Here is a 22,167-nt window from a genome sequence, read left to right as displayed (position 1 = left end):
GCGAGCGCGGGACGGCTCGCGTTCTTCGGGCCGAACGAAGCCGGTGCAGCAGGCGCACAGGATTCAGCGTGTTGCGGGTTTAGTGGTGCGAGAACATCGGCTGGCCGCTATGGGGCAGGTCGGCGACCAGGATGGAACCGGTAGAAGAGTCGGTGATGAACAATTGCCGATTGCCCTCGCCACCGAACGCCAGGTTGGTCAGGGTGCGGCCTTGGGTGCACGAGCGAATGCGGTACAGCGGCACGGCGTGAGGGTCGAACACCCAGACGCAGCCGTTACCGGCATCGCACACATACAGATTGCCTTCGCTGTCTAGCGCCATGCCGTCGGCGCCACTGACGCCCCCGGCCATGGCGGTGAAAATGCCCGCCTTGCTGGTGCCGCCGTCGCGTTGGATCGGCAGGCGCCAGACAGCGTTGCCCCGAGTCATCGCCACGAAGAGCGCGTTCTGCGCGAGGTCCATGACAAGGCCATTGGGGCTCGGGCCGTTGTCGATCAGACGCGTGAGGGTCTGCTTTTCCAGATCATAGGCGTAGACGCGACCGGTCGGGTCCTGCTGGCCGGTCTGGCCCTGATCGGTGAAGTACAGCTTGCCGCCGGCATCGAAGAATAGGTCGTTGACACCCTTGAAGCCTTCGCTGCGACTGTGAGTGAGGAACGGCGTCACCGCGCCGGTGTGCGGAGCGAGCGTCAGGATCCCTTGCTTGTAATCGGCGATGAAAATCCGCCCGTCGCGGTGGATTTTCAAACCATTGGGCCAGCCATCGTACTCGGCGATCAACGTCCAGTGGCCTTGAGGGTCGATGCGCATGATGCGGCCGTAGGGAATGTCGGTGACGTACAGGTTGCCGTCCCGGTCGAAGGACGGCCCTTCGAGAAAGCTTTTGACCTTCTGCCCTGGTTTGTTGGCGCGTACCCAGTCGGAGTCGCCGTCTTTCCAGAATTCTTCGGGCAGCGTGGTGAACACGCGGGTCGACAAATCGCGAGGCGGGGCATACAGGCTCACAGGATCAGCTCCTACGGGGGCGAACGGAAAGCACCGATCTTGCTGGTGACGAGACCTTTTCGCCTTATTGTTTTTGTTCTATCTGACAGAACGTTGTGTTTGCAGATAGAACAAGGTTCGACTTTATTTTTTCAGCTGTCAACCCACCGGGATTGTCTGTTTTTCATTTCGCCATTCATCACCAGGCACTCCCAACGCTCTCGGGAGCGCCCTGACGCATCGCTCGGGATGAGAGGCGTTGACAGTGGGATTTTGTCGGCTCATGATTATTTCAGAACAGTGTTCTGTCAGATAGAACTATTGCATTCCACCACCCGGAGACCCGGCGATGAACTCTAATAACAACCTGGACATCCTGATCAGCGAGGTCGGCCCCCGTGATGGCCTGCAAAGCATTAGCGCGACCATGCCCACTGCGCTCAAGCTTCAATGGCTGACGGCCCTGGCCGACGCGGGCTTGAAGGAGATTGAGGTCGGCTCGTTCGTGTCCCCCAGACTGCTGCCGCAAATGGCCGATGCCGCCGAGTTGGTGGCGCACATGCGTCAGCGTTCGGACGTGTTCGTTACCGCGCTGGTACCGAACCTCAAGGGCGCCGAGGCAGCGTTCAACGCGGGCGTACAAAAGATCACCCTGCCCATTTCCGTCAGCGAGCCCCATTCACTGGCCAACATCCGCAAGACCCATCAACAGGTCTACGACGAAGTGCGTACGGTGATGGCCCTGCGCAACGAGCGCTTCCCGCACGTCGAGGTCGAGGCCGGGCTGTCGACGGTGTTCGGTTGCACGATTCAGGGCGAGGTGCCCGAGGACGACGTGCTGCGCATGGCCCTGACCATGGTCGAGCTGGGCGTCGATGAAGTCGGGCTCGCCGACACTGTGGGGTACGCCAATCCGGCGCAGGTGCGTCGCGTGTTCACCCGTCTGCGCAACGAGATCGGCAGCAAGGCCGGCAGCGCGCATTTTCACAATACCCGTGGGCAGGGCCTGGCCAATGTGGTCGCGGCGCTGGATGTTGGCGTCACCACCATCGATGCCTCTCAGGGCGGTATCGGCGGTTGCCCGTATGCGCCGGGGGCGTCGGGCAATATCGTGACCGAGGATCTGGTCTACCTGCTCGAGTCCATGGGCCTGCGCACCGGCGTGGACATCGACAAGCTGGTGGCCGCTCGCGCCTGGCTGAAACAGGGCCTGCCGGGAGAGCCGCTGTATGGCTTCATCCCTGACGCAGGCGTCGGCAAGAATTTCCATTACGCCGGAGGTGCGCGATGAGCCTGCTCAATCGGAACCTTCAGGCGCTGCCGCTGGCAGGGGTGCGCGTGGTCGAGTTCGTGCACATGGTCATGGGCCCGACCTGTGGGCTGGTGCTGGCTGACCTCGGCGCTGAAGTGATCAAGGTCGAGCCGACGCCCGAGGGTGACAACACGCGTCGCCTGACCGGCTCCGGCGCTGGCTACTGGATGACCTACAACCGCAACAAGAAAAGCTTCGCGGTCGACATCAAGACCGAGGAAGGCATGGCCGCGGTGCGCAAGCTGATCGAAAGCGCCGATGTGGTCACCGAGAACTTTCGTCCCGGCGCCATGGACAAGCTCGGCCTGGGCTACGAGCAGGTCAAGGCGATCAAGCCGGACATCATCTACAGCTCGATGAAAGGCTTTCTGCCGGGGCCGTATGAACATCGCACTGCGCTGGACGAGGTGGTGCAGATGATGACGGGCCTGGCCTACATGACGGGTCCCGAAGGCCGCCCGCTACGCGCCGGTGCCTCGGTCAATGACGTAATGGGCGGCATGTTCAGCGCCATCTCGATTCTGGCGGCGCTGTGGCAACGCAAAAACACTGGGGAAGGGCAGTTCGTGCAGACCGGGCTGTTCGAGAACTCAGCGTTTCTGGTGGGGCAACACATGATGCAGATGGCAACCACTGGCAAGCCTGCCGCGCCGATGCCCAGTCGTTTGTCAGCCTGGGCGATCTACGACGTGTTCAATACCCTGGGCGATGAGCAGGTGTTCATGGGCGTGGTGAGCGACAGCCAGTGGGTCAATTTCTGCCAGGGTTTTGGCTTTACAGAGCTGGGGCGCGACCCTGGACTGGCGAAAAACACCCAGCGCGTGCAGGCCCGGGCGAGGATTCTGCCGCAGGTCCGCGAGCGTCTGGCGCAAATGAGCAAGCAGGAGGTCATGGACCTGTGCGAGCAGACGGGCCTGCCGTTTTCGCCGATCCAGCGGCCGCAGGACCTGTTCGACGACCGGCACCTGAACGAGTCGGGTGGGCTGGCCCATCTGACGCTGGAGAATGGCGACGCGGTCAAGGTGCCAATGCTGCCGTTCGAGATGAATGGTCGTCGCTTCAATACCCGCCTCAATGTGCCGCAAATGGGCAGTCACTCTGCCGAGCTGCTCGAAGAAATGGGCTACGCGTCGGGTGACATCGAAGCGTTGCGCGGGCGTGGCATCGTTCGCTGAAACCGCTGGAAGGGATTCCTGATTCCTGTAGCTGACGGACATTCCCGCCGTCAGCCTTATAAAAATAAATGCTGAGGAAACCCGTCATGGCCATCGTCACGACACCCCCGCACAGCAGCGATATCAGCAGCGTGCGCTCCCTGGATGCCGAACAGACCCGCGTCCTGCACAAGGCCGCCTGGCGCTTGATCCCCTTGCTCGCGCTGGCGTATTTCTTCAATTACCTGGACCGCACCAGCGTCGGCTACGCCGCGTTGCAGATGACCGAGCAGTTGGGCCTGACCGCCACGCAGTTCGGCCTTGGCGCGGGCATCATGTTCTTCGGCTACTGCCTGTGCGAAGTGCCGAGCAATCTGGCGATGTACCGTTTCGGCGCCCGCCTGTGGATGGCGCGGATCATGATCACTTGGGGCCTGGCCGCTGCTGCCACCGCGATGATCGTCGGGCCGTACAGCTTCTATATTGTGCGCTTGATCCTCGGCATCGCTGAAGCCGGCTTCTTTCCCGGCGTGATTTTCTTCCTTACCCTGTGGTTCCCCGCGCAATACCGCACGCGGGTGTTGGCCTGGTTTACCGTGGCCACGCCGATCTCGTTTCTGGTGGGCGGGCCGCTGTCGATCTGGCTGTTGCAGATGCACGGTTTGCTCGGGCTTGCGGGTTGGCAATGGATGTTTCTCATCGAAGGGGTGCCAGCGTGCATCCTCGGTTTGATTACCTTGAAGGTGCTGACCAACCACCCGGCCGAGGCCAAATGGCTGACCGCCGAAGAACGCCATGTGCTGACCGGCATGCTCGCCGAAGAGCAGAGCAAAGGTCAGCACAGCCATGGCTTCAAGGCCGCACTCAAAGACCCACGCGTGTGGATTCTCAGCTCGATCACCTTCAGCTTCACCCTGGGCTCCTACGGCATCGGTATCTGGTTGCCGGAGATGCTCAAGGCCCATGGTGTCGAAGTCAGCATGATCGGCTGGGTTGCGGCCATTCCGTACTTCTTTGCCACTGTAGCGCTACTGATCTGGGCCAAACATGTGGACCGTACGGGCAAAGGCATTTTCAACCTGACCGTGGCCATGCTGCTGGCAGGCTTTGCGTTAATCCTGGCGCTGCGAATGGACGCGCTGGTTCCGGCACTGGCAGGGATTACTTTAGCGCTGATCGGCACGATCGCTGGCAAGACGATTTTCTACACTTTGCCGGGCAAGTTCCTGCGCGGGCAAGCCGCAGCGGGTGGAATCGCACTGATCAATTCCATTGGCGCGTTTGGCGGGTTTGTCGGGCCTTACCTGATGGGCTTTTTGAAGGACTACACCGGGTCGTTCACCGCAGGTCTTATGGTCATGGGCTGCATCATGTTCGTTGCCGCAGCAATGGTCGTCTCGCTTCGCTTCTTCCTGCGCGAGTAGTGAGCAGCGGCTGCACATTTTTCAGAAGGGATCGGGCGGCTCTGATATTGTCTTGCGGGTTGGCGGGGTGGTTTGCGAATCATCCGCCGCCTGCGAGCGACGAATCGACAATGAGTGTCTATGACTACCGAATCTGAAAAAAACCTTTCCGACCAGGCCGCCAATGCTGAAGGCGGCGTGGCTGCCGTCGACCGCGCATTTGCCATTTTGTCGGCCTTCAGCATCGAGCAGGACTGTCTGGCCCTGGCCGAAATCGCGCGGCGGACGGGTTTGTACAAAAGCACCATCCTGCGCCTGATCGCCTCGCTGGAAAAAGCCGGGTTCGTCCGTCGCCTCACCGATGGTCGTTACTCGGTCGGCCCTGAGCCTCTGCGTTTGTCGCAGCTGTACCAGAGCTCGTTCCGACTGCGCGACGTGATTCACCCCTTGCTGGAGTCGATCACTGAGGAAAGCGGTGAAACCTCTTCGTTCTACGTGCTGGAAAACGGCAGCCGCGTCGTGTTGTTTAGGGTCGAGCCCAAGCGTGCGGTGCGGGTTTCGGTGCTGGAAGGCGCGCGCTTTCCGTTGCAGGCCGGAGCGTCAGGCAAGATCCTTCGGGCCTTTTCCCGCGATGCGGAGCCTGCATTGACCGAGGTCCGCGAACGCTTCTGGGCCTGTTCCTTCGGCGAGCGGGACCCGGAAACTACCGCCGTATCAGTGCCGGTGTTTGCCATGGGCCATGAGTTGAAAGGGGCGCTGACCTTGTCCGGTCCGTCTGACCGTCTGCTCAAGGAACACATCGAACATGCGGCGTCGATCCTGTTGAGAAATGCAGCCATCGCCAGCAATGCGCTAGGCGGTAGTGACCGAGAGCTACGTGCAGCTCTGACACGTCTGGGCGAATCGATGGTCCGTCGTTAACCGGCGAGCGACCGCTTAGGGCCGATGTTGTGAGAGGCAGCAGTCGGCCCACCCAAGGCCGGCAATACCCATTCTCTTGGAGTCGGTAGTGGTACAAAGTTGTACATTTAATTGACGCCACTATATCGCCATCTTAAGATCGCCGCTCATTGATGGCACTACGCCATATAGAGGGATCTAGAAATGTGGCGTTTGGTACGCCGGACCAGGCTCGGCCTGCTGTCCGCTTGTTTTTGCCTGGGCTTCGCCGGGACGGTCCAAGGCGCGACCCCGCAGAGCACCCCGGGCGTCACTGATCTGATCCGTGATCGCCAGGATCGTCTGCTTCAAGAGCAACAACGCCGCCTCGACGAACTCAAGGACCTGCCCGGCAAAGCCGCCGCGCCTGCCAAACCGACAGCGCCTGCTGACACCCGCTGCTTCGCCATCAAGACCATCGAACTCACTGGCGCCGATGCGTTGTCTGAAAGCGAGCGCCACGCGTTGGTCCAACCCTACATCGGGCAATGCCTGGGCGTACCGCAACTCAACGAGGTGCTCAAGGTCATCACGGACCGCTACCTGGCCAAAGGACTGGTCACCAGCCGCGCCTACTTGCCACAACAAGACCTCTCCAACGGCGTGCTCAAGATCCAGGTAATCGAAGGCAGGCTCGAAGGATTGAAGGGCGAGCAGGGCAGCGGCATCACCGACCGCCAACTCGCCATGACTTTTCCAGGCCAAAAGGGTGAATTGCTCAACCTGCGCGAAATCGAGCAGATGGTCGACCAACTGAACCGCCTTCCCTCAAACCAGGCGCAGATGGAATTGGCACCGGGCAAACAAGTCGGCGGTAGCGAGGTGTTGGTCAAGAACACGCCGCAAAAACCCTGGCGTGTTGGCCTATCTCGCCACAACGGCGGCCAACGCAGCACCGGCGAACAACAGTGGGGCGCCAGTCTCGATTGGGATAACCCGCTCGGCCTGGCTGACCAACTCTCCCTGCGTGGCGGCCATGACGCGGTCAGCGACCACCAGAAAACCTCACGCAACTCGATGCTCAACTACAACCTGCCGTTTGGCTGGTGGAACCTCAATTACAGCTACAGCGAGACTGAATATCGCTCCCTGGCCCAGGCCAGCGGCTTCAACTTCAAGCAGTCCGGTGACAGCCAAAGCCACCAGTTGCGCTTGGAGCGGGTCGTCCACCGCGACGCCCTGAGCAAGACTTCTTTGAGCACCGGCGTGGCCTACCTGCGCACCAACAACTTCATCGAAGACAGCAAGCTCGCCCTGAGCAGCAACCGCCTCAGCGAAGCCCAGTTCGGCATCAACCATGGCCGACGCATTGGCAGCTCGTTCCTTAACATCGACCTGGGTATGCAGGACGGCATTGGCGCGTTCGACGCCCAGGCCAACCACAACCCACGCCCCGGCCAGGCCGATGCGCGCTACCGCAAATACACCGCGACGGTGAGCTACCTGTACCCCTTCAAGCTGTGGGGCGAGTCGCTCAGCTTCAGCAGTTTGATGACCGGCCAGCGCAGCGAAGACGTGCTGTTCAGCCCGCAACGCATGAGCCTCGGCGGGCAGTCCTCGATTCGTGGCTATAAGGACCAAAGCCTGGCCGGCGACAGCGGCGGCTACTGGCGCAACGACCTGCGCTGGAGCCGCCCGGTGACCTGGGCATGGCTGCAGTCGGCGTTCAACGAATACGGCACCAGCGTCGGCTACGACCAGGGCGTGATCCGCCACGGTCGCTACAACGCCGAACAGCATGGGCGCATGACCAGCAATTCCCTGGAACTGTTTGCACGCGGCAAGAACGTCGCGGCCACGGTGACCTTTGCACACTCTTTGGAACGACCGGACCCGATCACGGAACGTGAAGCGCCGATCTATTTCCGCATGGATTTTTTCCTTTAATTTTTTATCGCCCTTTGGGCATCGAGATACGACATGGATGTTCGCCAGTTCGCCTTCCTCGTGCGCCAACCTTCTGCGGCCGTAAAAAGCCGCTCCACCTTCCTGGGCTTGCCCAAGCGCGGGTTGGCATTGGTGCTGGCTAACGCCATGTTCTGGCAGCCGCTGCTGGCTCAGGCGGACGGCATTGCTGTGAGCGGGCCGGGTACCACACTCGGGCAAGCGGGCAATGGCGTACCGATCGTCAATATTGCCGCGCCGAACGCCAATGGGCTGTCGCATAACCAATTCCACGACTACAACGTCGGTGCCAACGGGGTCATCCTCAACAACTCGACCAGCCGGACCCAGTCCACCCAACTGGGCGGCATCATCCTCGGAAACTCGAATTTCAATGGCAGCGCCGCCAGCGTCATCCTCAATGAGGTGAATGGCGGCAGCCCCAGCCAATTGCGTGGCTACACCGAAGTGGCGGGGCAGTCGGCCCATGTGATTGTCGCCAACCCGTATGGCATCAGTTGCAACGGTTGCGGCTTTATCAACACCCCTCAAGCCACACTCACCACGGGCAAGGCGGTCATCGAAAACGGCCAGATCAGCCGCTATCAAGTGGATCAGGGCAACGTCGCCATCGAAGGCACTGGACTGAACGCCAGCAACGTCGACCAGTTCGAAATCATCACCCGTGCCACCACCCTCAACGCTCAGATCCAGGCGAAAAAGCTCACCATCGTGGCGGGCCGTAATGATGTGGATGCGCGCACGTTGAACGCCACGGCGCGTGCGGCAGACGGTAGCAAGACACCGGATCTGGCGATTGACTCGTCGGCGCTGGGCGGCATGTATGTGGGGGCGGTCAGGTTGGTGGGGACCGAGGCCGGCGTAGGGGTGAAACTGTCCGGGGACATGGTCGCCGGTGGTGATATCCAGATTGATGCGGCGGGCAATGTGGTCATGGGCCAGACCTCGGCCGGTACGGCAGTGGCGGTCAAAGCAGCCAGCGTAGAGGCCAAGGGCGCCGTGTATGCCGGTACTGACTTGTCGGTGAACACCCAAGGCGCACTGACCAATCAGCAAACCCTGGCGGCCAAGGACAGCATCACACTGGACGCTTCTGGCCGATTGACCAACAACGGGATCATCGAAGCGGGCGTCAATGCGGATAACAGCCGCAATGCCCAAGGCGATGTGCGCTTAAAAGCACAAAGCATCGACAACAGCGGCAAGACGGTGATCGCCAGCCGTGACTTGACCATCAACACGGGCAACCTGGCCAACCAGGGTGGCACGTTGAGCGCTCAACGCGATGCGCAACTGAATGCGTCGACTCTGGACAACCAGAACCAGGGCCGGATCCTTAGCGCAGGAAGTCTTGAGGTCACCGCCGGCCAACTGCTAAATCAAAAGGGTCAACTGCTGGCGACTGACGCCACGTTGGCCGTGGGCTCTCTGGCTAACGATGATGGTCAGATTCAGGGTGATAACGCGCTGTCGATCAAGGGCAGCGCTATCGGCAACCTTCGCGGAAACATCGCTGCGGGTAAGCGCCTTGATGTTGTCAGCAACACGCTCGACAACACCGCTGGCAAGCTAATCAGTGACGACGCGCTGACCACGGTGATCGCGGGTCAACTGCTCAACCAGACCGGTTTGTTCGCCGCCAAAGGTGACGCGCGCGTGAAACTGGCCAGCCTCGATAATCGTCATGGCACGATCTTCGCCAACCATCTCAACCTGCAGTTGACTGGGCCGGTGAACAATCAGCACGGCACTATGCGCGGTAACGTCAGCCTGGATTTTAAAGCCGGTGAGGTCGACAACAGTCAAGGCGGCCGTATCACCAGCGGCCAGACGCTTAATGCCAGCGTCAGCGGCCTGGACCAGCACGACGACGGTCGGATTTTCGCAGGCGGTGACGTCAGCCTCGACCTGAATGGCGGCCACCTGAACAACCAGGGCGGTTTGATCCATGCACCAGGTGCGTTGCTACTCAATAACCTGACCAGTGTGGATAACCGAGGCGGCGAAATCTCCAGTGCCCAGGCACTGGGTTTCACGGCTGACAGCCTCGACAACCGCAGCGGCAAATTGCTCAGTGAGCAAGGGTTGCTGGTACGTATTGCTCAAGCGCTGGACAACGCCAAGGGCCTGGTCGCCGCGACCGGGTTGGACCTGCAAGCCAATAGCCTGAACAACACCGAAGGCAAACTCAGTGCGCGCGATGACCTGACTGCACGTGTCACCACAAGCCTGCTCAATCGCCAGGGCGAGATCCTCGGCGCTAACACCTTACTGACCGGTGCATCACTGGATAACGGTAAGGGTTTGATCCAGGGCGACAAGCGCCTGACCCTTGATCACACAGGCCTGATCAGCAACCGCAACGGGCGTATGGTCGCCGGGCAGGCATCGGACCTGAGTGCTGCCAGCTTCGACAACACCGGTGGCCTGTTCACCAGTGACGGCACCCTGAAGGCGTTGATCTCCGGTCAGTTGGTCAACCAGGCCGGGCTGTTTGCTTCCGCCGGCCTCTTGCAGTTGACGGCCGCCAGTCTCGATAACCAGAACAAAGGCCGCATCACCGGCAAGAGTGAGCTGGCGCTTTCCCTCGGCCAACTCGATAACCGCAGCGGTTTGATCAACTCCGGCAAAACCATGACTTTGGCGGGCGACAGCCTCGACAACCGCGCCGGTGAAGTGTCCAGTGTCACGGACATTGTGCTCAACGGCAGTCAGCTGGATAACAGTGCCGGTGGCAAGGTACTCGCCAACGGCGATATTCAACTGAACCTCGACCGTCTGAACAACCAGCTCAAGGGCAGCGTCTACGCCAAACGCAACCTGAACATAGTACTCAATGGTCCACTGTTGAATCAGCAGGGCGCGCTGCGCAGTGAGGCGAGCCTGACCCTGGACATGAACCATGGCGCACTCCACAACGCCGCTGGCCTGATCAACACCCCCGGTGCGTTGGTACTCAAAAACCTTTCCACGGTCGCCAACCAGAAAGGCGAAATCTCCAGCGAACACGCGTTCTCCCTGGCTGCACAAAGCCTGGACAACAGCGAAGGCAAACTGCTCAGCGATCAAGCCCTGACCCTCACCATTGACCAGGCTCTGGTCAATATCAAGGGCGTGATCGCTGCAGCCGGGCTTAGTGCTCAGGCAGCGCGGTTGGACAATACGCAAGGCGTGCTCAACAGTTCAAAAGACCTGACCCTGGCTGTGGCCGGTGAATGGCTGAATGCCGACGGCGAAGTGTCGAGTGCTGGCACCAGCGTGATTGACGCCATGACGCTGAATAACCGCAGTGGGCAGGTCTTGAGTGACGTCAGTCTTTCCCTGACGACCCGAGCCGTGTTGGTTAACCAAGGCGGTACGCTCGGCGCCGGTCAGCGTCTGCTGGTGACTGCGTCCAGTCTTGACAACAGTCAGTCCGGCAGCCTGGTCAGCGATGGCAGCGTCACGGTGCAGGTGGAGGGGCTTGTGGACAATCAGGCCAAGGGCCGCATGTTGTCCAAGGGCGATATGACCCTTCAGGCGGGCAGCTTCGACAACCGCGGTGGTGTGCTGAGCAGCAGGCAGGCACAAACCCTTACCGGGCAATCCCTGAATAACAACGGCGGTCTGGTCAATGCCGTTGGGCCGTTACGTCTGACAGTGGACGTAGCGGACAACACCAAGGGCCGTATCGCCAGCCAGGCTGATCTCGACGCTACGGTCGGCGTGCTGAACCAGCAGGGTGGCGAACTCGTTGCCCAGGGCAACCTGAGCCTCAGCGGCAATGACTTGGATAACCGCAACGGCGGGCTGGTAGGCGCGACAAAAGCGCTGAAACTCAATGTCGACCGCGTGGATAACCGCGTAGGGGAAATCTCCGGCCAGCTCAAGACCGAGATCAGCGGCCAGCGCCTGGACAACAGCGACGGCAAGGTATTGGCCGGCACCGCGCTGGAACTGGCAATGGTTGAGGTGATCAACCGGGCCAAGGGCCTGGTGTTCGCCCAGGATGTACACCTCAATGCTGCGAGCCTGGACAACACCGAAGGCACGCTGGCCGGTCAACGCTCGCTGGCGGTGCGACTGTCGGCCGGGCTGGACAACATGCGCGGCAAGATCAGCAGCGAAGGCGGCCTGCAACTGCACGCACAGCGGGTGGATAACAGCGGCGGCAGCCTGTCCAGTGCCGGTGACCTGACCCTTACCAGTGACGGTGAGCTGCTCAACGTGGGCGGTGTGGTGGAGTCTGCGCAGGTGCTCAGTCTCACCAGCACCGGCCTGAATAACAGCACGCAAGGCCTGCTGAAAAGCCAGGGCGCTGCCACCCTGACTACCGGGCAATTCAACAACAGCCTTGGCGGTCGTGTGATCAGTGCCAACAGCCTCGATATTCAAGCTACTGACCTCAACAACGGCGGCCGCATCGCCAGTACTGGCGTGCTGAATGCAAACCTTGCAAGCCTGACCCAGGCAAGCGGCGGCGAACTGTTCAGCAGCAGCCAGATGAACCTGGACATGAATCACGGAGAGCTGACCAACGCCGGGGTGATCAACGCACCGATCCTGGTGTTGAAAAACCTCGGCAACGTGAATAACCGCGACGGTGAAATCTCCAGCCAGAACGCCTTCACCCTCGCGGCACGCAGCCTGGATAACGGCAACGGCAAGTTGATCAGCAACCAGGCCCTGGACCTGCGCATCGAACAAGCCCTGGCCAATGCCAAGGGCAGCATCAGCGCGATCGGCCTCAATGTGCACAGCGCCAGCCTGGACAACACCGACGGTTTGATCAGCAGCCGTAGTGGCCTGGAGATCAGCGCTGACAGCCTGATCGACAACCAGCGCGGCAGCCTGATTGGCGACGGTGCCGTTCTGCTGACCGCCGCAAAACTGGACAACCGTGCGGGCGAAATAGCGGGTAAGGCCAAGGTCACTGTCAACGCCAATCGCATCGACAACCAGAAAGGTCAGTTGATCAGCACTGACACCCTGGCGCTTACGGGTATCAATCTCGACAACCGCAATGGCCTGGTAGGCGCGACAAAAGCGCTGAAGCTGGACGTGGGCGACGTCGATAACCGCACCGGTGAGTTGACCAGCAACGCCGACCTGAGCATCACTGGCCAACGTCTGGACAACAGCGACGGCGGACAGGTGTTCGCAGCCGCAGGCTTGAGCGTGGCGGTGGATAACGTACTCAACCGTGTGCGCGGCCAATTGAATGGCCAGCGCCTGACACTGACGGGTACAGCGCTGGACAACAGCGGCGGCAAGCTGCTCAGTCAGCAACTTTTGGTGGTGGATCTGGCAGGTGACCTCACCAACAACCAGGGCCTGCTGAGCAGCGAAGACACGCTGGACGTCAAGGCGCGCAGCCTCGATAACACCAAGGGCAGTCTCTCCAGCGCGCAAGGCCTGAATGTGGTTGTCAGCGATAACCTGAACAACCAGGGCGGTGAACTGGTCACCGACGCCAGCTTGACGCTGCGCAGCGCCAGCCTGGGCAATCAACAAGGCACCCTCAGCGGCAAAGGTCCGGTCTCGGTTACCACCGGCACCCTGAACAACCAGGCCGGCCGCCTTAACAGCGGCGATACTTTGACCCTGGTCGCTGGCCAGGTAAACAACGGTGGCAGCATTGGTAGTGCCAAGGCACTGAACGCTACGGTGACTGGCCTCGACCAGCAGGCCGGCAAGCTCTTCAGCCAGGCCGGGTTGAGCCTGGACCTGGGCAACGGCCAACTGAACAACCGTGGCGGGTTGATAAACACCAGTGGTCCGCTACTGCTGAAAAACCTCACCACCGTCGATAACCAGGGCGGTGAAATCTCCAGCGACCAAGCCTTCACCTTGGCTGCACAAAGCCTGGATAACAGCAATGGCAAGCTGCTGAGCAACCAGGACCTGACACTGCGAATCAACCAGGCCATGGCCAACATCAAGGGCCTGGTCGGCGCCACCAATCTCAATGTGCACGCAGGTTCCATTGATAACCAAGGCGGTACATTGACCGGTCGAGGCGAGCTGCAACTGACCAGCGACGGTCTGCTGAATAACCAAGGCGGCAATCTGTTGGGCGGTAGCCGCGTAATCCTCAACGCGACGGCGCTGGATAACACCGCCATGGGTTTGGTCAACAGCCAAGGCTCCCTCGATATTGCGACAGGCAACCTCAGCACTGGCAGCGGCGGTGAGGTGTCCGCCAAGGGCTCGATGGACTTGAAGCTCAGCGGCTTGACGCTGGGCGGCGGTCAAATCGTCGGCGCGCAGGGCGTGACCCTCGATTTGAACGGCGCTGAACTGGATAACCGTAACGGGCTGATTTCCGCCAAGGGCTCACTGGCGCTGAACCGTGTGCACGCCATCAATAACCAGAATGGCGAACTCTCCACCCAGCAAAACCTGACGCTTAACCTCAATAGCCTGGATAACAGCGGCGGTAAGTTGATCAGCAGCCAATTGCTCTCTGTCAACGCAGGCACACTGCTCAACCAGAATGGATTGTTGTCCGGCTGGCAGGGATTGAGTGTTAGTGGCGACAGTCTCGACAACCGCAACAACGGCACGCTTTCCAGTCGCAACGGCGCGGTGGACGTGCGTCTTACCGGCGCTCTGCTCAATACCGCTGCCGGCGCGGTGGCCAGTCAGGGACGGCTGGACCTCACTGCCGCCAGTCTCGACAACAGCGGCGGTATCCTCTCAAGTGGCGCGGGGCAAAGCCTGACCGTCACCGGCCAGTTGAGCAACGGCAACGCTGGCCTGATCGACAGCGGCGCCGAACTCGAACTGCAGGCGGTCACGCTGGACAACCAGGGCGGTTCAGTCAGCGCGCAAAAGGCCCTGGCCATCACCGCCACAGACCTCAACAACACCGGCGGCACCGTCGCCGGCAACGACCGCTTGACCCTCAACCTGCTCGGTTCCCTGACCAACACCAACGGCAAACTGGCCAGCGCAGGTCCGCTGTTGCTACAGCGCGCGATACAGATCAACAACCAGGGCGGCCAGATCGCCAGCCAAGGGTTGCTGACCTTACTGGCTGGCGGCCTGGACAACAGCAAGCTCGGCACTGTCGCCGGTAAAGGTCGTGTGGCGATCACCACCAGCGGCATCCTGCAAAATGACGCCAAGGGCCTGATCTACAGTCAGGAAGCCGACCTGCAAATCAAGTCCGCAGGGCTCTCAAACGTTACCGGCGTCGTGCAGGCCCAGAGCGGTTTGAGCCTCGACGTCAGTGGCGATATCGATAACCAGGGCGGCAAGCTCCTGGCGCAAACTGGCGACACCGTGATCAAGGCCAACACCCTTAACAACCAGGGCGGCAGTGTGGCCAGCGTGGCGGGGGGAGTGGATGCCACATTGAGCGACAGTCTGCTCAATGGCGCTAGGCAAAGCAAAGGCGGGGTAGTGCAAGGCCAGCGCGTGAGCCTGACAGCACTTACCGTCGATAACCAGCAAGGTCGCATCGCCGCCCAGGACGGCGATGCCGTTATCACTGCCAATCAATTGCTTAACGCCTATGGCGGGGTGTATGCCAAGGGCGCGTTGCAAACCCGCGGCATCTCGTTGGATAACAGCTTCGGGCAAATCTCCGCCAAGCGCATCGACCTCGGCCTCAGTGGGCAACTGAGCAACCATTCGGGGATTATCGAAAGCGAGGAGACGCTGACTCTGCAAGCTAATGACTTGGTCAACCAGGGCGGCAAGTTGCGTGCCTTGGCGAGCGTGGGCAAGACTCAGTTCCAGATCGGCAACCTGTTCGACAACCGCAACGGCGTGGTCGAAACCGCCAACACCAACCTGGGCCTGGCAGCCACGACCTTCCAGAACACCGGCGGCCAACTCCTGCACACCGGCGAGGGCGATTTTGATATCTCCCTGCCCAATGTTACGGGGGCCGGTGGCAGCATCGTTACCCGTGGCGGCCTGACCCTGAATGCCGACACCTGGACCAACAGCAGCGTCATCCAGGCAGGACGCCTCAATGTGAATGTCGGCACTTTCACTCAGACTGAAACCGGGCAGTTGCTGGCGTCTTCACGCCTGGAAGGCAAGGGCGGTCAGTGGATCAACAATGGCCTGATCGCCAGTGATGGCAGCCTGGCGCTGCAATTGACGGGTGGTTATGAGGGCAGCGGTCGAGTCAGCAGTGTGGGCGCGCTGGACCTCACGGCTGCGCAATTGACCGTGGGGCAACTCGCGAGCATCACCGGTGGCGGCAATAGCCGCATCGCTGTGGACGGGACGCTGGCGAATGAAGGGCGGATCACCTCGGCTACGGACCTGAATGTATCCGCAGGCGCGATCAATAACAGCGGCACGCTGGGCAGCAACGCAAACCTGCGCCTGACCACACCTGCTTTGTTGAACCAGAACGGCCTGATTTTTAGCGGCGGCGACATGGCGCTGCGCACCGATACGTTCACCAATCGATTTGCCGATGTTTACGGCCTGGGGAATGTGAGCATTGCCAAGGATGACAACAACGGGCAGAGCACGTCGATCAACAATATTTCGGCCACGGTAGAGAGTGGTGGAGATTTGAGCTTGGCCGCTGGCTACATCGAAAACCGCAAGGACGTATTCAAGACTACTGGCGGCCTCGTTTCCAGTTACATCGGTGTGCAATGCAGCAGCTGTACTTCCACTGCTGGATCGGGCCCAAGCTTTCTGGTGTGGGCTGAGAACTTTAAGTCACAGGTTGTTGAAGACTCGGCGGCTTCCAGCATGACCGCCGGACGAAACTTCCTGGTTTCCGGAGGGGATCTGATCAATAAAGCCTCGACGTTGACTGCAGGTAATAACATCTCGTTTACCTTGAAAAATTTCACCAACGAAGGAGCATCGGTAGGTGACTACAGCCTTCGGCGCTCTTATGACTTTGGTTCACTAAACCCATCCAATATTGCGAAGTTCATGCTCACGGTCATGAACTACAACCGGACTCACGACCCGCTCTATAACTCCAGAAGTCCTGCCGTTCATACCTTTAACAGCAGTGGCGTTGAGTCCTATAAACGTATTGGCTTTGAGGGGGGGCGAGACGCTGTTCGTTTTTACACGACTTATGGAACATTACGAATCCAAACAAAGGGTGAGAGCGTCGATCCAAATATTGGTGCTGCGGACGGGCCCTGGGAAATGCTGAGTGCTCGTCCGTTCAATAGCACCACCATCGGTTCCACAACTGCGGCGGGTGCGGTGGTTCAAGCCGGCGGTACCGTCAGTATCAACGCAACACAAAACCTGACCAACAGCGTGGTACGTCAAAACGTAGCGGTCACCGGTAATGCATCCCGTGTGGGCGCTACCCAGGTCACCGGCAACACGGCGGTGATGGTTACGATCAACCGCGAACTGCCACCTGGCCTCGCCCTGCAGCAAGTCAACCCGGTGGCCCTGCCAGGCTTCACCTTGCCTACCGGCAAAAACGGCTTGTTCCGCTTGAATGAACAAGCTGCGAACACTGGGCAGGTGAGCAGTGGCGACACTGGCTCGCAGAACTGGACGCTGGGCAATGCCAACGTAGGCTTGGTGCAGCGCCAGCAACCATCGCCCGGCGTCTCCGGCCGTACCCTCCAGGTAAATAATGCCGCGCAAGCAGCAGGTGTCCATCAAGTCGCGCTGACCGCTCGTGACGCCGGGGCCGTCAGTGGCAGTGCCAGTACGATTAGCGTCGCCGGCAATACCGATAGCGGTGCATTGCCGCCCGGCCGTACCACTGGTATTGAAATCAGCCACGGTGATGCGACACACACGCAGGTTTCGCGTCCGGACCTCGAATTGCCTGTATTGACACCGGCAGCACGTGATACGAACGGAGCGCGTGATAACTCCATCGCGTCCAATGCCGGCGCCACTATCAACATCCCAGTACTGACCCCACTGGCACCAGGCAGCACTCAACCTGGCGCAGCGAAACCCATTCATCGCGTCCAAGGTTTGCCCATCAGCAGCGCCGCCGCCCAACCACATAAGTACCTGATCGAAACCAACCCCGCACTGACCGACCTGAAGCAATTCATGAGTTCGGACTACCTGCTCGCTGGCCTTGGCTACAACCCTGACGAGAGCGCCAAGCGCCTCGGAGACGGCCTCTATGAACAGCGGCTGATCCAGCAAGCCGTGGTCGCCCGTACCGGTCAGCGCTTCCTCGACGGCCAGACCTCGGACGATGCACTCTTCCGCTACCTGATGGATAACGCCATCCGCAGCAAGCAAAGCCTGGATCTATCAGTAGGTGTGTCGCTGACCGGCGCGCAGGTTGCAGCACTGACGCATGACATCGTTTGGCTGGAAGAGCATGAGGTGGCTGGCGAGAAAGTCCTGGTACCGGTGCTTTATTTAGCCAATGCCGATCAGCGCCTGACGTCGAACGGTGCATTGATTGCTGGCCAGGACGTCAGCTTGATTGCCGGTAAGGACCTCATCAACGCAGGCACCTTACGTGCCAGTAACAATCTTTCAGCGGCCGCAGGTGATGACCTTGTCAACAGTGGTCGGATTGAGGCAGGAAACCGACTGGATCTATTGGCGGGAAATAACATCGTTAACCAGTCTGGCGGTGTGATTGCTGGACGCGATGTAACGCTGACGGCGTTGACGGGGGATGTGGTAAATGAGCGCAGCCTGACAGGGTATGGCATGGGGGAGGGGAATCGCAGTTACTACGGTGATTCTGCGCGTATTGAGGCGGCAAACGACCTGACCATCAAAGCTTCACGTGACTTCACCAATAGTGGTAGTTCCCTGAAAAGTGGTGGGGATACTCTGATTGACGCCGGTCGCGATATCAACATCGTCGCAACGAAAGCGCTTGATTCCGGTTTCAGCGGCATGGGTATGCGTACCAGCGCAGTGACTCAAAGTACTTCTTCTGTCAGTGCAGGGCGAGACGTGGTGATGAACGGGGGGCGTGATCTGAACGCGATCGCCAGCTCAATCAACGCCAAGCGCGATATCTTCATGAATGCCAAAGAGAACATGACTGTCGCCTCTGCCGCGAATGAGGAACACGCTTTTGGCAAGAGCAAGAAGAGGACCATCCAAGAAGACCATGTCAGCCAAGTTGGATCGTTGGTTAGCGCAGGCGCGGATGTACGCCTCACCGCTGGCCATGATATGGCTTTGATCTCCAGCCGTATAACCGCTGGCGACGAAGCTTATCTGGTGGCTGGCGAGAAACTGAGTCTGCTTGCTGCGCAGGATAGTGACTATTCGCTCTATGACATGAAGAAGAAGAGCAAAAGCAAAAAGCAGACGCAGCACGATGAAGTGACAAAAGTCGTGAATATCGGGAGCGAAGTCAAAGCCGGTGGCGACATCGCCCTTATCAGCGGCGGTGATCAAAAATACCAGGCGGCAAAACTGGAAAGCGATCAGGACCTGACTGTGCAAAGCGGTGGTGGGATTGAGTTTGAAGGGGTGAAAGACCTGCATCAGGAGAGTCACTCCAAGAGTAAATCAAGTCTTTTCTGGAACAGCATGAGCGGTAAAGGCAACACCGATGAGACGTTCAAGCAGACCCAGATGACCGCCCAAGGCGAAATCGTTATCAAAGCCGTCGATGGGTTAAAAATCGATGTCAAACACATCAATCAAGAAACGGTCAGCCAGGCCATTGATGCGATGGTCAAGGCAGATCCGCAACTGGCTTGGCTCAAAGAGGCTGAGAAGCGCGGTGATGTGGATTGGCGCCTGGTAAAAGAAACTCACGACTCCTTCAAGTACAGCCATTCTGGAATGGGCACCGGGGCAATGCTGGTGGTGGTCATTGTGATCACCGTAGTGACTGCCGGTAGCGGCACCGCAACTGCGATTGGAACAACGGCGGGTACCACCGCGTCTAGTGCGGCCGTTGCTGCGGGTGCAAGTACTGTCACTGCTGCGGCTGTCGGGTCTGCGGCGTCGGCGGCGGCGGCAGCTGCTTATACCGCTGTGGTCACACAATCAGTCGTCAGTACCATCAATAACAAAGGGGATTTGGGAGCGGTACTTAAGGATGTGACCTCTAGCGACAGTATCAAGGGTTACTTGAAATCGGGGTTGGCGGCAGGATTTGCCGCAGGAGTACTTGATAAAGCGTTTTCGGTTTCTCCAGAGAAGGCGGGTACTGCCACCCATGGCTTTAAACTTGGAGAGCTTGATGGCTTTACCAAGTTTGCCGGGTATAGCCTTGCAGAGAAGGGCTTCGGTGCGTTGACCAATGTTGCGTTCGACGGCGGTAGCCTCAAAGATCAAATGGCCCAGGCTAGTATTAGCGCGATTGCAGATGTGCTCAGTGCATCGGTTTACAAAAAATTGGGCTCCCAGCTGGAGTTCACTGGTATCCCCGGCAAGGTGGGGGCTCATGCCATCGTCGGTGGACTGATCGCCGAAGCTGCCGGTGGCAGCTTTAGGACCGGAGCCTTGGCTGCGGGTGCAAACGAAGCGTTTGTGGCTGCTGTGGACGACTCGATATTTTCTGGGCCGATGCATGATCAACTGCTGGCGATGACATCCCAGCTCATCGGAACAACCGTGGCAACGGTCGCCGGTGGGTCAGCCAAGGACCAGCAGGTTGCCGGTTGGGTGGCTCAACAGGCAACCAAGTTCAACAGCCTTGACCACCCAACTGCGAAAAGACTGCTAAAGGAGCTTAATGATTGCAAAGCCAATGGCGGTTGCAGTACAGAAAAGGTCCGAGGTGTCATTGACCGATACGAGGAAATCTCGGCGGCACGATCTGCTGCGATCAAGGCTTGCAAGAGTCGTGAATGTGCTGATGGCATCGTGGCCAACACGATTTCCATGGACGACCCCGTTGCTCAAGACCTCCTGAAATTTTTCAGAGGAAAGATTGCGTACGACGTGCCTGGTCTGTTGGTGGGCAACCCCAAAGATTTTTCATCGCCACCGCAGGGCTTTGACAAATGGGGAGCGACATATGTCACAGATGATCAGATGGTCACAGCCAAGTACATTCAGGAAGGATGGTTGACACCGGACGAGGCAGCACATCTGGATGAGTGGGTAAAGGGCACTTCTTGGATGGAAAGGGCTGCGGGTCGTGAGTTGAGTGTGTCTGAACGGGCGCGTATGCTCACTGACATGGGTGACATGTTACTTACCAATGGTTGGGGTAACAGGGCACCTAAACCGAGCATTTCGAAAGGGAAGGTCGAGGATAAAGGGCCTGGTATTTCGGCGGACGCTGATGGGTTTGGTTTAAATGGCCCAAAAAGCACACCCCCGACGGCAGGTCAACCAGCTTCTACACTTCCGAACACCTTTGGCGAGTCAGTCCTCGGTCATAACACCCAGATTGGCGTGCGAAATAGTAAGGCGGGGACGATTTCTGGCGCTCACAACAGCGATGCCTTCCTAGAGTCGGTTGAAATAACTGGCGCGAAAATCTCGAACAAAATCACGGATGTCCGTTATCCTGGCCTTGTTGAGTATAGCTATCAGTTGCCTAGAACCAACACTAAGGGCGAATTGATAGGTGGGTATAAGCCTACATCCACGAAAACGACTTACGATCCAAAGGTTCTTCCGGATAGCAGGGTGGCTGATATGTCTAGTCGTGCGGCAGTTCAAGCTGAGTCTTTGTTTAAATCCAGCCCAGCGTTGAGAGAAGCTAATATTAAAGTGGATGGCTATCATTTCCAAGTGACACGTAATAGCAAGACTGGAGAAATAACAAATGCCTTTATCACTATGCCGCCGAGGACAAACTGATGGCTAACTTGGCTTGGCTTGAGAGCCTCAAGGAGTCGTTTGTTTCAACGGGTCTGGATTATGAAGACCTTTACGAATTGATAGAGGCTTCTATGGCGAGGGGGAGGATTAATTTTCCAGCGCTTATCTATAACGCCTCGCGGGGATTTGGCTTTTCTGTGAGTGAAGGATTTTTTTACTCTCTTGATCAGGACTGGGACATTCCAGAAGATTTCAATGAGGTCAGTTTCTTTTTGGGTGAAGTGGAAACTTCAAGTATCCCAGTGCCTGACTACGTTTCCCTGATGAAAGTTGCAGCTGATGTTTACTCTGCATTCTTTCCTGATGATAGGGGCAGTGTTCTAAGGTCTGCTGAAAGATTAGAAGAGCGCTACTCAAAGAAGTCTCCAGTCTAGTTTATGACGTTTATTCAAAAATGTGAACGGGGTCAGACCCTGAGGGGGCAGGCGGTTTATACAAGTTTATATTGGACCCTTCGGGAGATGTCACCCATCAGATTCTGATAGGCGGAATGTGTTTAAAGACTATGATTTGTTATTGGATTCAATAGGGTCAGAAGATTATTGGTCGGATGTAGGAACGGATATCGCGACCTCCAAGGTCTCTCAGTTTGATAATTCAAGCTGGAACGAACTTTAATCTGCTCTTCTGGCGAAGTCTGAAGTCTGGCGAGGTCGGTGCGCGGAGTCTCTCGGTGACTCTAATGATGAGCGGGCGTTGCGGGTTTTGCTAACGCTTCTAAAAGCTGGAGAGGATTCGGTTGTCATTCAT

8 protein-coding genes are annotated in these 22,167 nt (G+C 58.7%); 7 read left to right on the top strand and 1 reads right to left on the bottom strand.

The features are described 5' to 3' along the window. Window positions 1–79: 79 nt before the first annotated feature. The gene (locus BLR69_RS12050) at window positions 80–1,006 is read right to left on the bottom strand and encodes an SMP-30/gluconolactonase/LRE family protein (RefSeq protein ID WP_071492791.1); all 927 of its coding nucleotides are present in this window, start codon (window positions 1,004–1,006) and stop codon (window positions 80–82) included. Window positions 1,007–1,334: 328 nt separating this feature from the next. On the opposite strand from BLR69_RS12050, the gene BLR69_RS12045 reads away from it, so the two are divergent. The 7 genes from BLR69_RS12045 (at window position 1,335) to BLR69_RS11955 (ending at window position 21,791) form a co-directional block, all read left to right on the top strand. Then, window positions 1,335–2,276 (top strand): hydroxymethylglutaryl-CoA lyase, encoded by a 942-nt coding sequence (locus BLR69_RS12045; RefSeq protein ID WP_071492792.1) that lies wholly within the window; start codon window positions 1,335–1,337, stop codon window positions 2,274–2,276. Further along, window positions 2,273–3,472 (top strand): CaiB/BaiF CoA transferase family protein, encoded by a 1,200-nt coding sequence (locus tag BLR69_RS12040; protein WP_071492793.1) that lies wholly within the window; start codon window positions 2,273–2,275, stop codon window positions 3,470–3,472. Before BLR69_RS12045 ends, BLR69_RS12040 begins: the two co-directional genes overlap by 4 nt. 86 nt (window positions 3,473–3,558) lie before the next feature. After that, complete coding sequence (locus tag BLR69_RS12035; RefSeq protein WP_071492794.1) at window positions 3,559–4,875, top strand: MFS transporter; 1,317 nt, start codon at window positions 3,559–3,561, stop codon at window positions 4,873–4,875. 120 nt (window positions 4,876–4,995) lie between these two features. Then, entirely contained in the window at window positions 4,996–5,775 is a 780-nt protein-coding gene (locus BLR69_RS12030; RefSeq protein ID WP_071492795.1) for an IclR family transcriptional regulator, read from the top strand. Between the two features lie 183 nt (window positions 5,776–5,958). After that, window positions 5,959–7,680 (top strand): ShlB/FhaC/HecB family hemolysin secretion/activation protein, encoded by a 1,722-nt coding sequence (locus tag BLR69_RS12025; protein WP_083365802.1) that lies wholly within the window; start codon window positions 5,959–5,961, stop codon window positions 7,678–7,680. Window positions 7,681–7,713: 33 nt separating this feature from the next. Then, entirely contained in the window at window positions 7,714–21,396 is a 13,683-nt protein-coding gene (locus BLR69_RS30750; RefSeq protein WP_071492796.1) for a two-partner secretion domain-containing protein, read from the top strand. Next, the gene (locus tag BLR69_RS11955) at window positions 21,396–21,791 is read left to right on the top strand and encodes a hypothetical protein (protein WP_071492797.1); all 396 of its coding nucleotides are present in this window, start codon (window positions 21,396–21,398) and stop codon (window positions 21,789–21,791) included. The genes BLR69_RS30750 and BLR69_RS11955 overlap by 1 nt, the downstream gene beginning before the upstream one ends. Window positions 21,792–22,167: the final 376 nt, after the last annotated feature.

The sequence above is a fragment of the Pseudomonas azotoformans genome (assembly GCF_900103345.1).
In the GTDB taxonomy this organism is placed as follows: domain Bacteria; phylum Pseudomonadota; class Gammaproteobacteria; order Pseudomonadales; family Pseudomonadaceae; genus Aquipseudomonas; species Aquipseudomonas azotoformans.
Note: the sequence above shows the minus strand (reverse complement) of the source record. Positions and strands in the feature narration are given on the sequence as shown.

Coding starts and splice junctions, on each gene's coding strand:
- BLR69_RS12045 (WP_071492792.1), top strand. CDS start 1,335: ATGAACTCTAATAACAACCTGGACATCCTGATCAGCGAGGTCGGCCCC.
- BLR69_RS12040 (WP_071492793.1), top strand. CDS start 2,273: ATGAGCCTGCTCAATCGGAACCTTCAGGCGCTGCCGCTGGCAGGGGTG.
- BLR69_RS12035 (WP_071492794.1), top strand. CDS start 3,559: ATGGCCATCGTCACGACACCCCCGCACAGCAGCGATATCAGCAGCGTG.
- BLR69_RS12030 (WP_071492795.1), top strand. CDS start 4,996: ATGACTACCGAATCTGAAAAAAACCTTTCCGACCAGGCCGCCAATGCT.
- BLR69_RS12025 (WP_083365802.1), top strand. CDS start 5,959: ATGTGGCGTTTGGTACGCCGGACCAGGCTCGGCCTGCTGTCCGCTTGT.
- BLR69_RS30750 (WP_071492796.1), top strand. CDS start 7,714: ATGGATGTTCGCCAGTTCGCCTTCCTCGTGCGCCAACCTTCTGCGGCC.
- BLR69_RS11955 (WP_071492797.1), top strand. CDS start 21,396: ATGGCTAACTTGGCTTGGCTTGAGAGCCTCAAGGAGTCGTTTGTTTCA.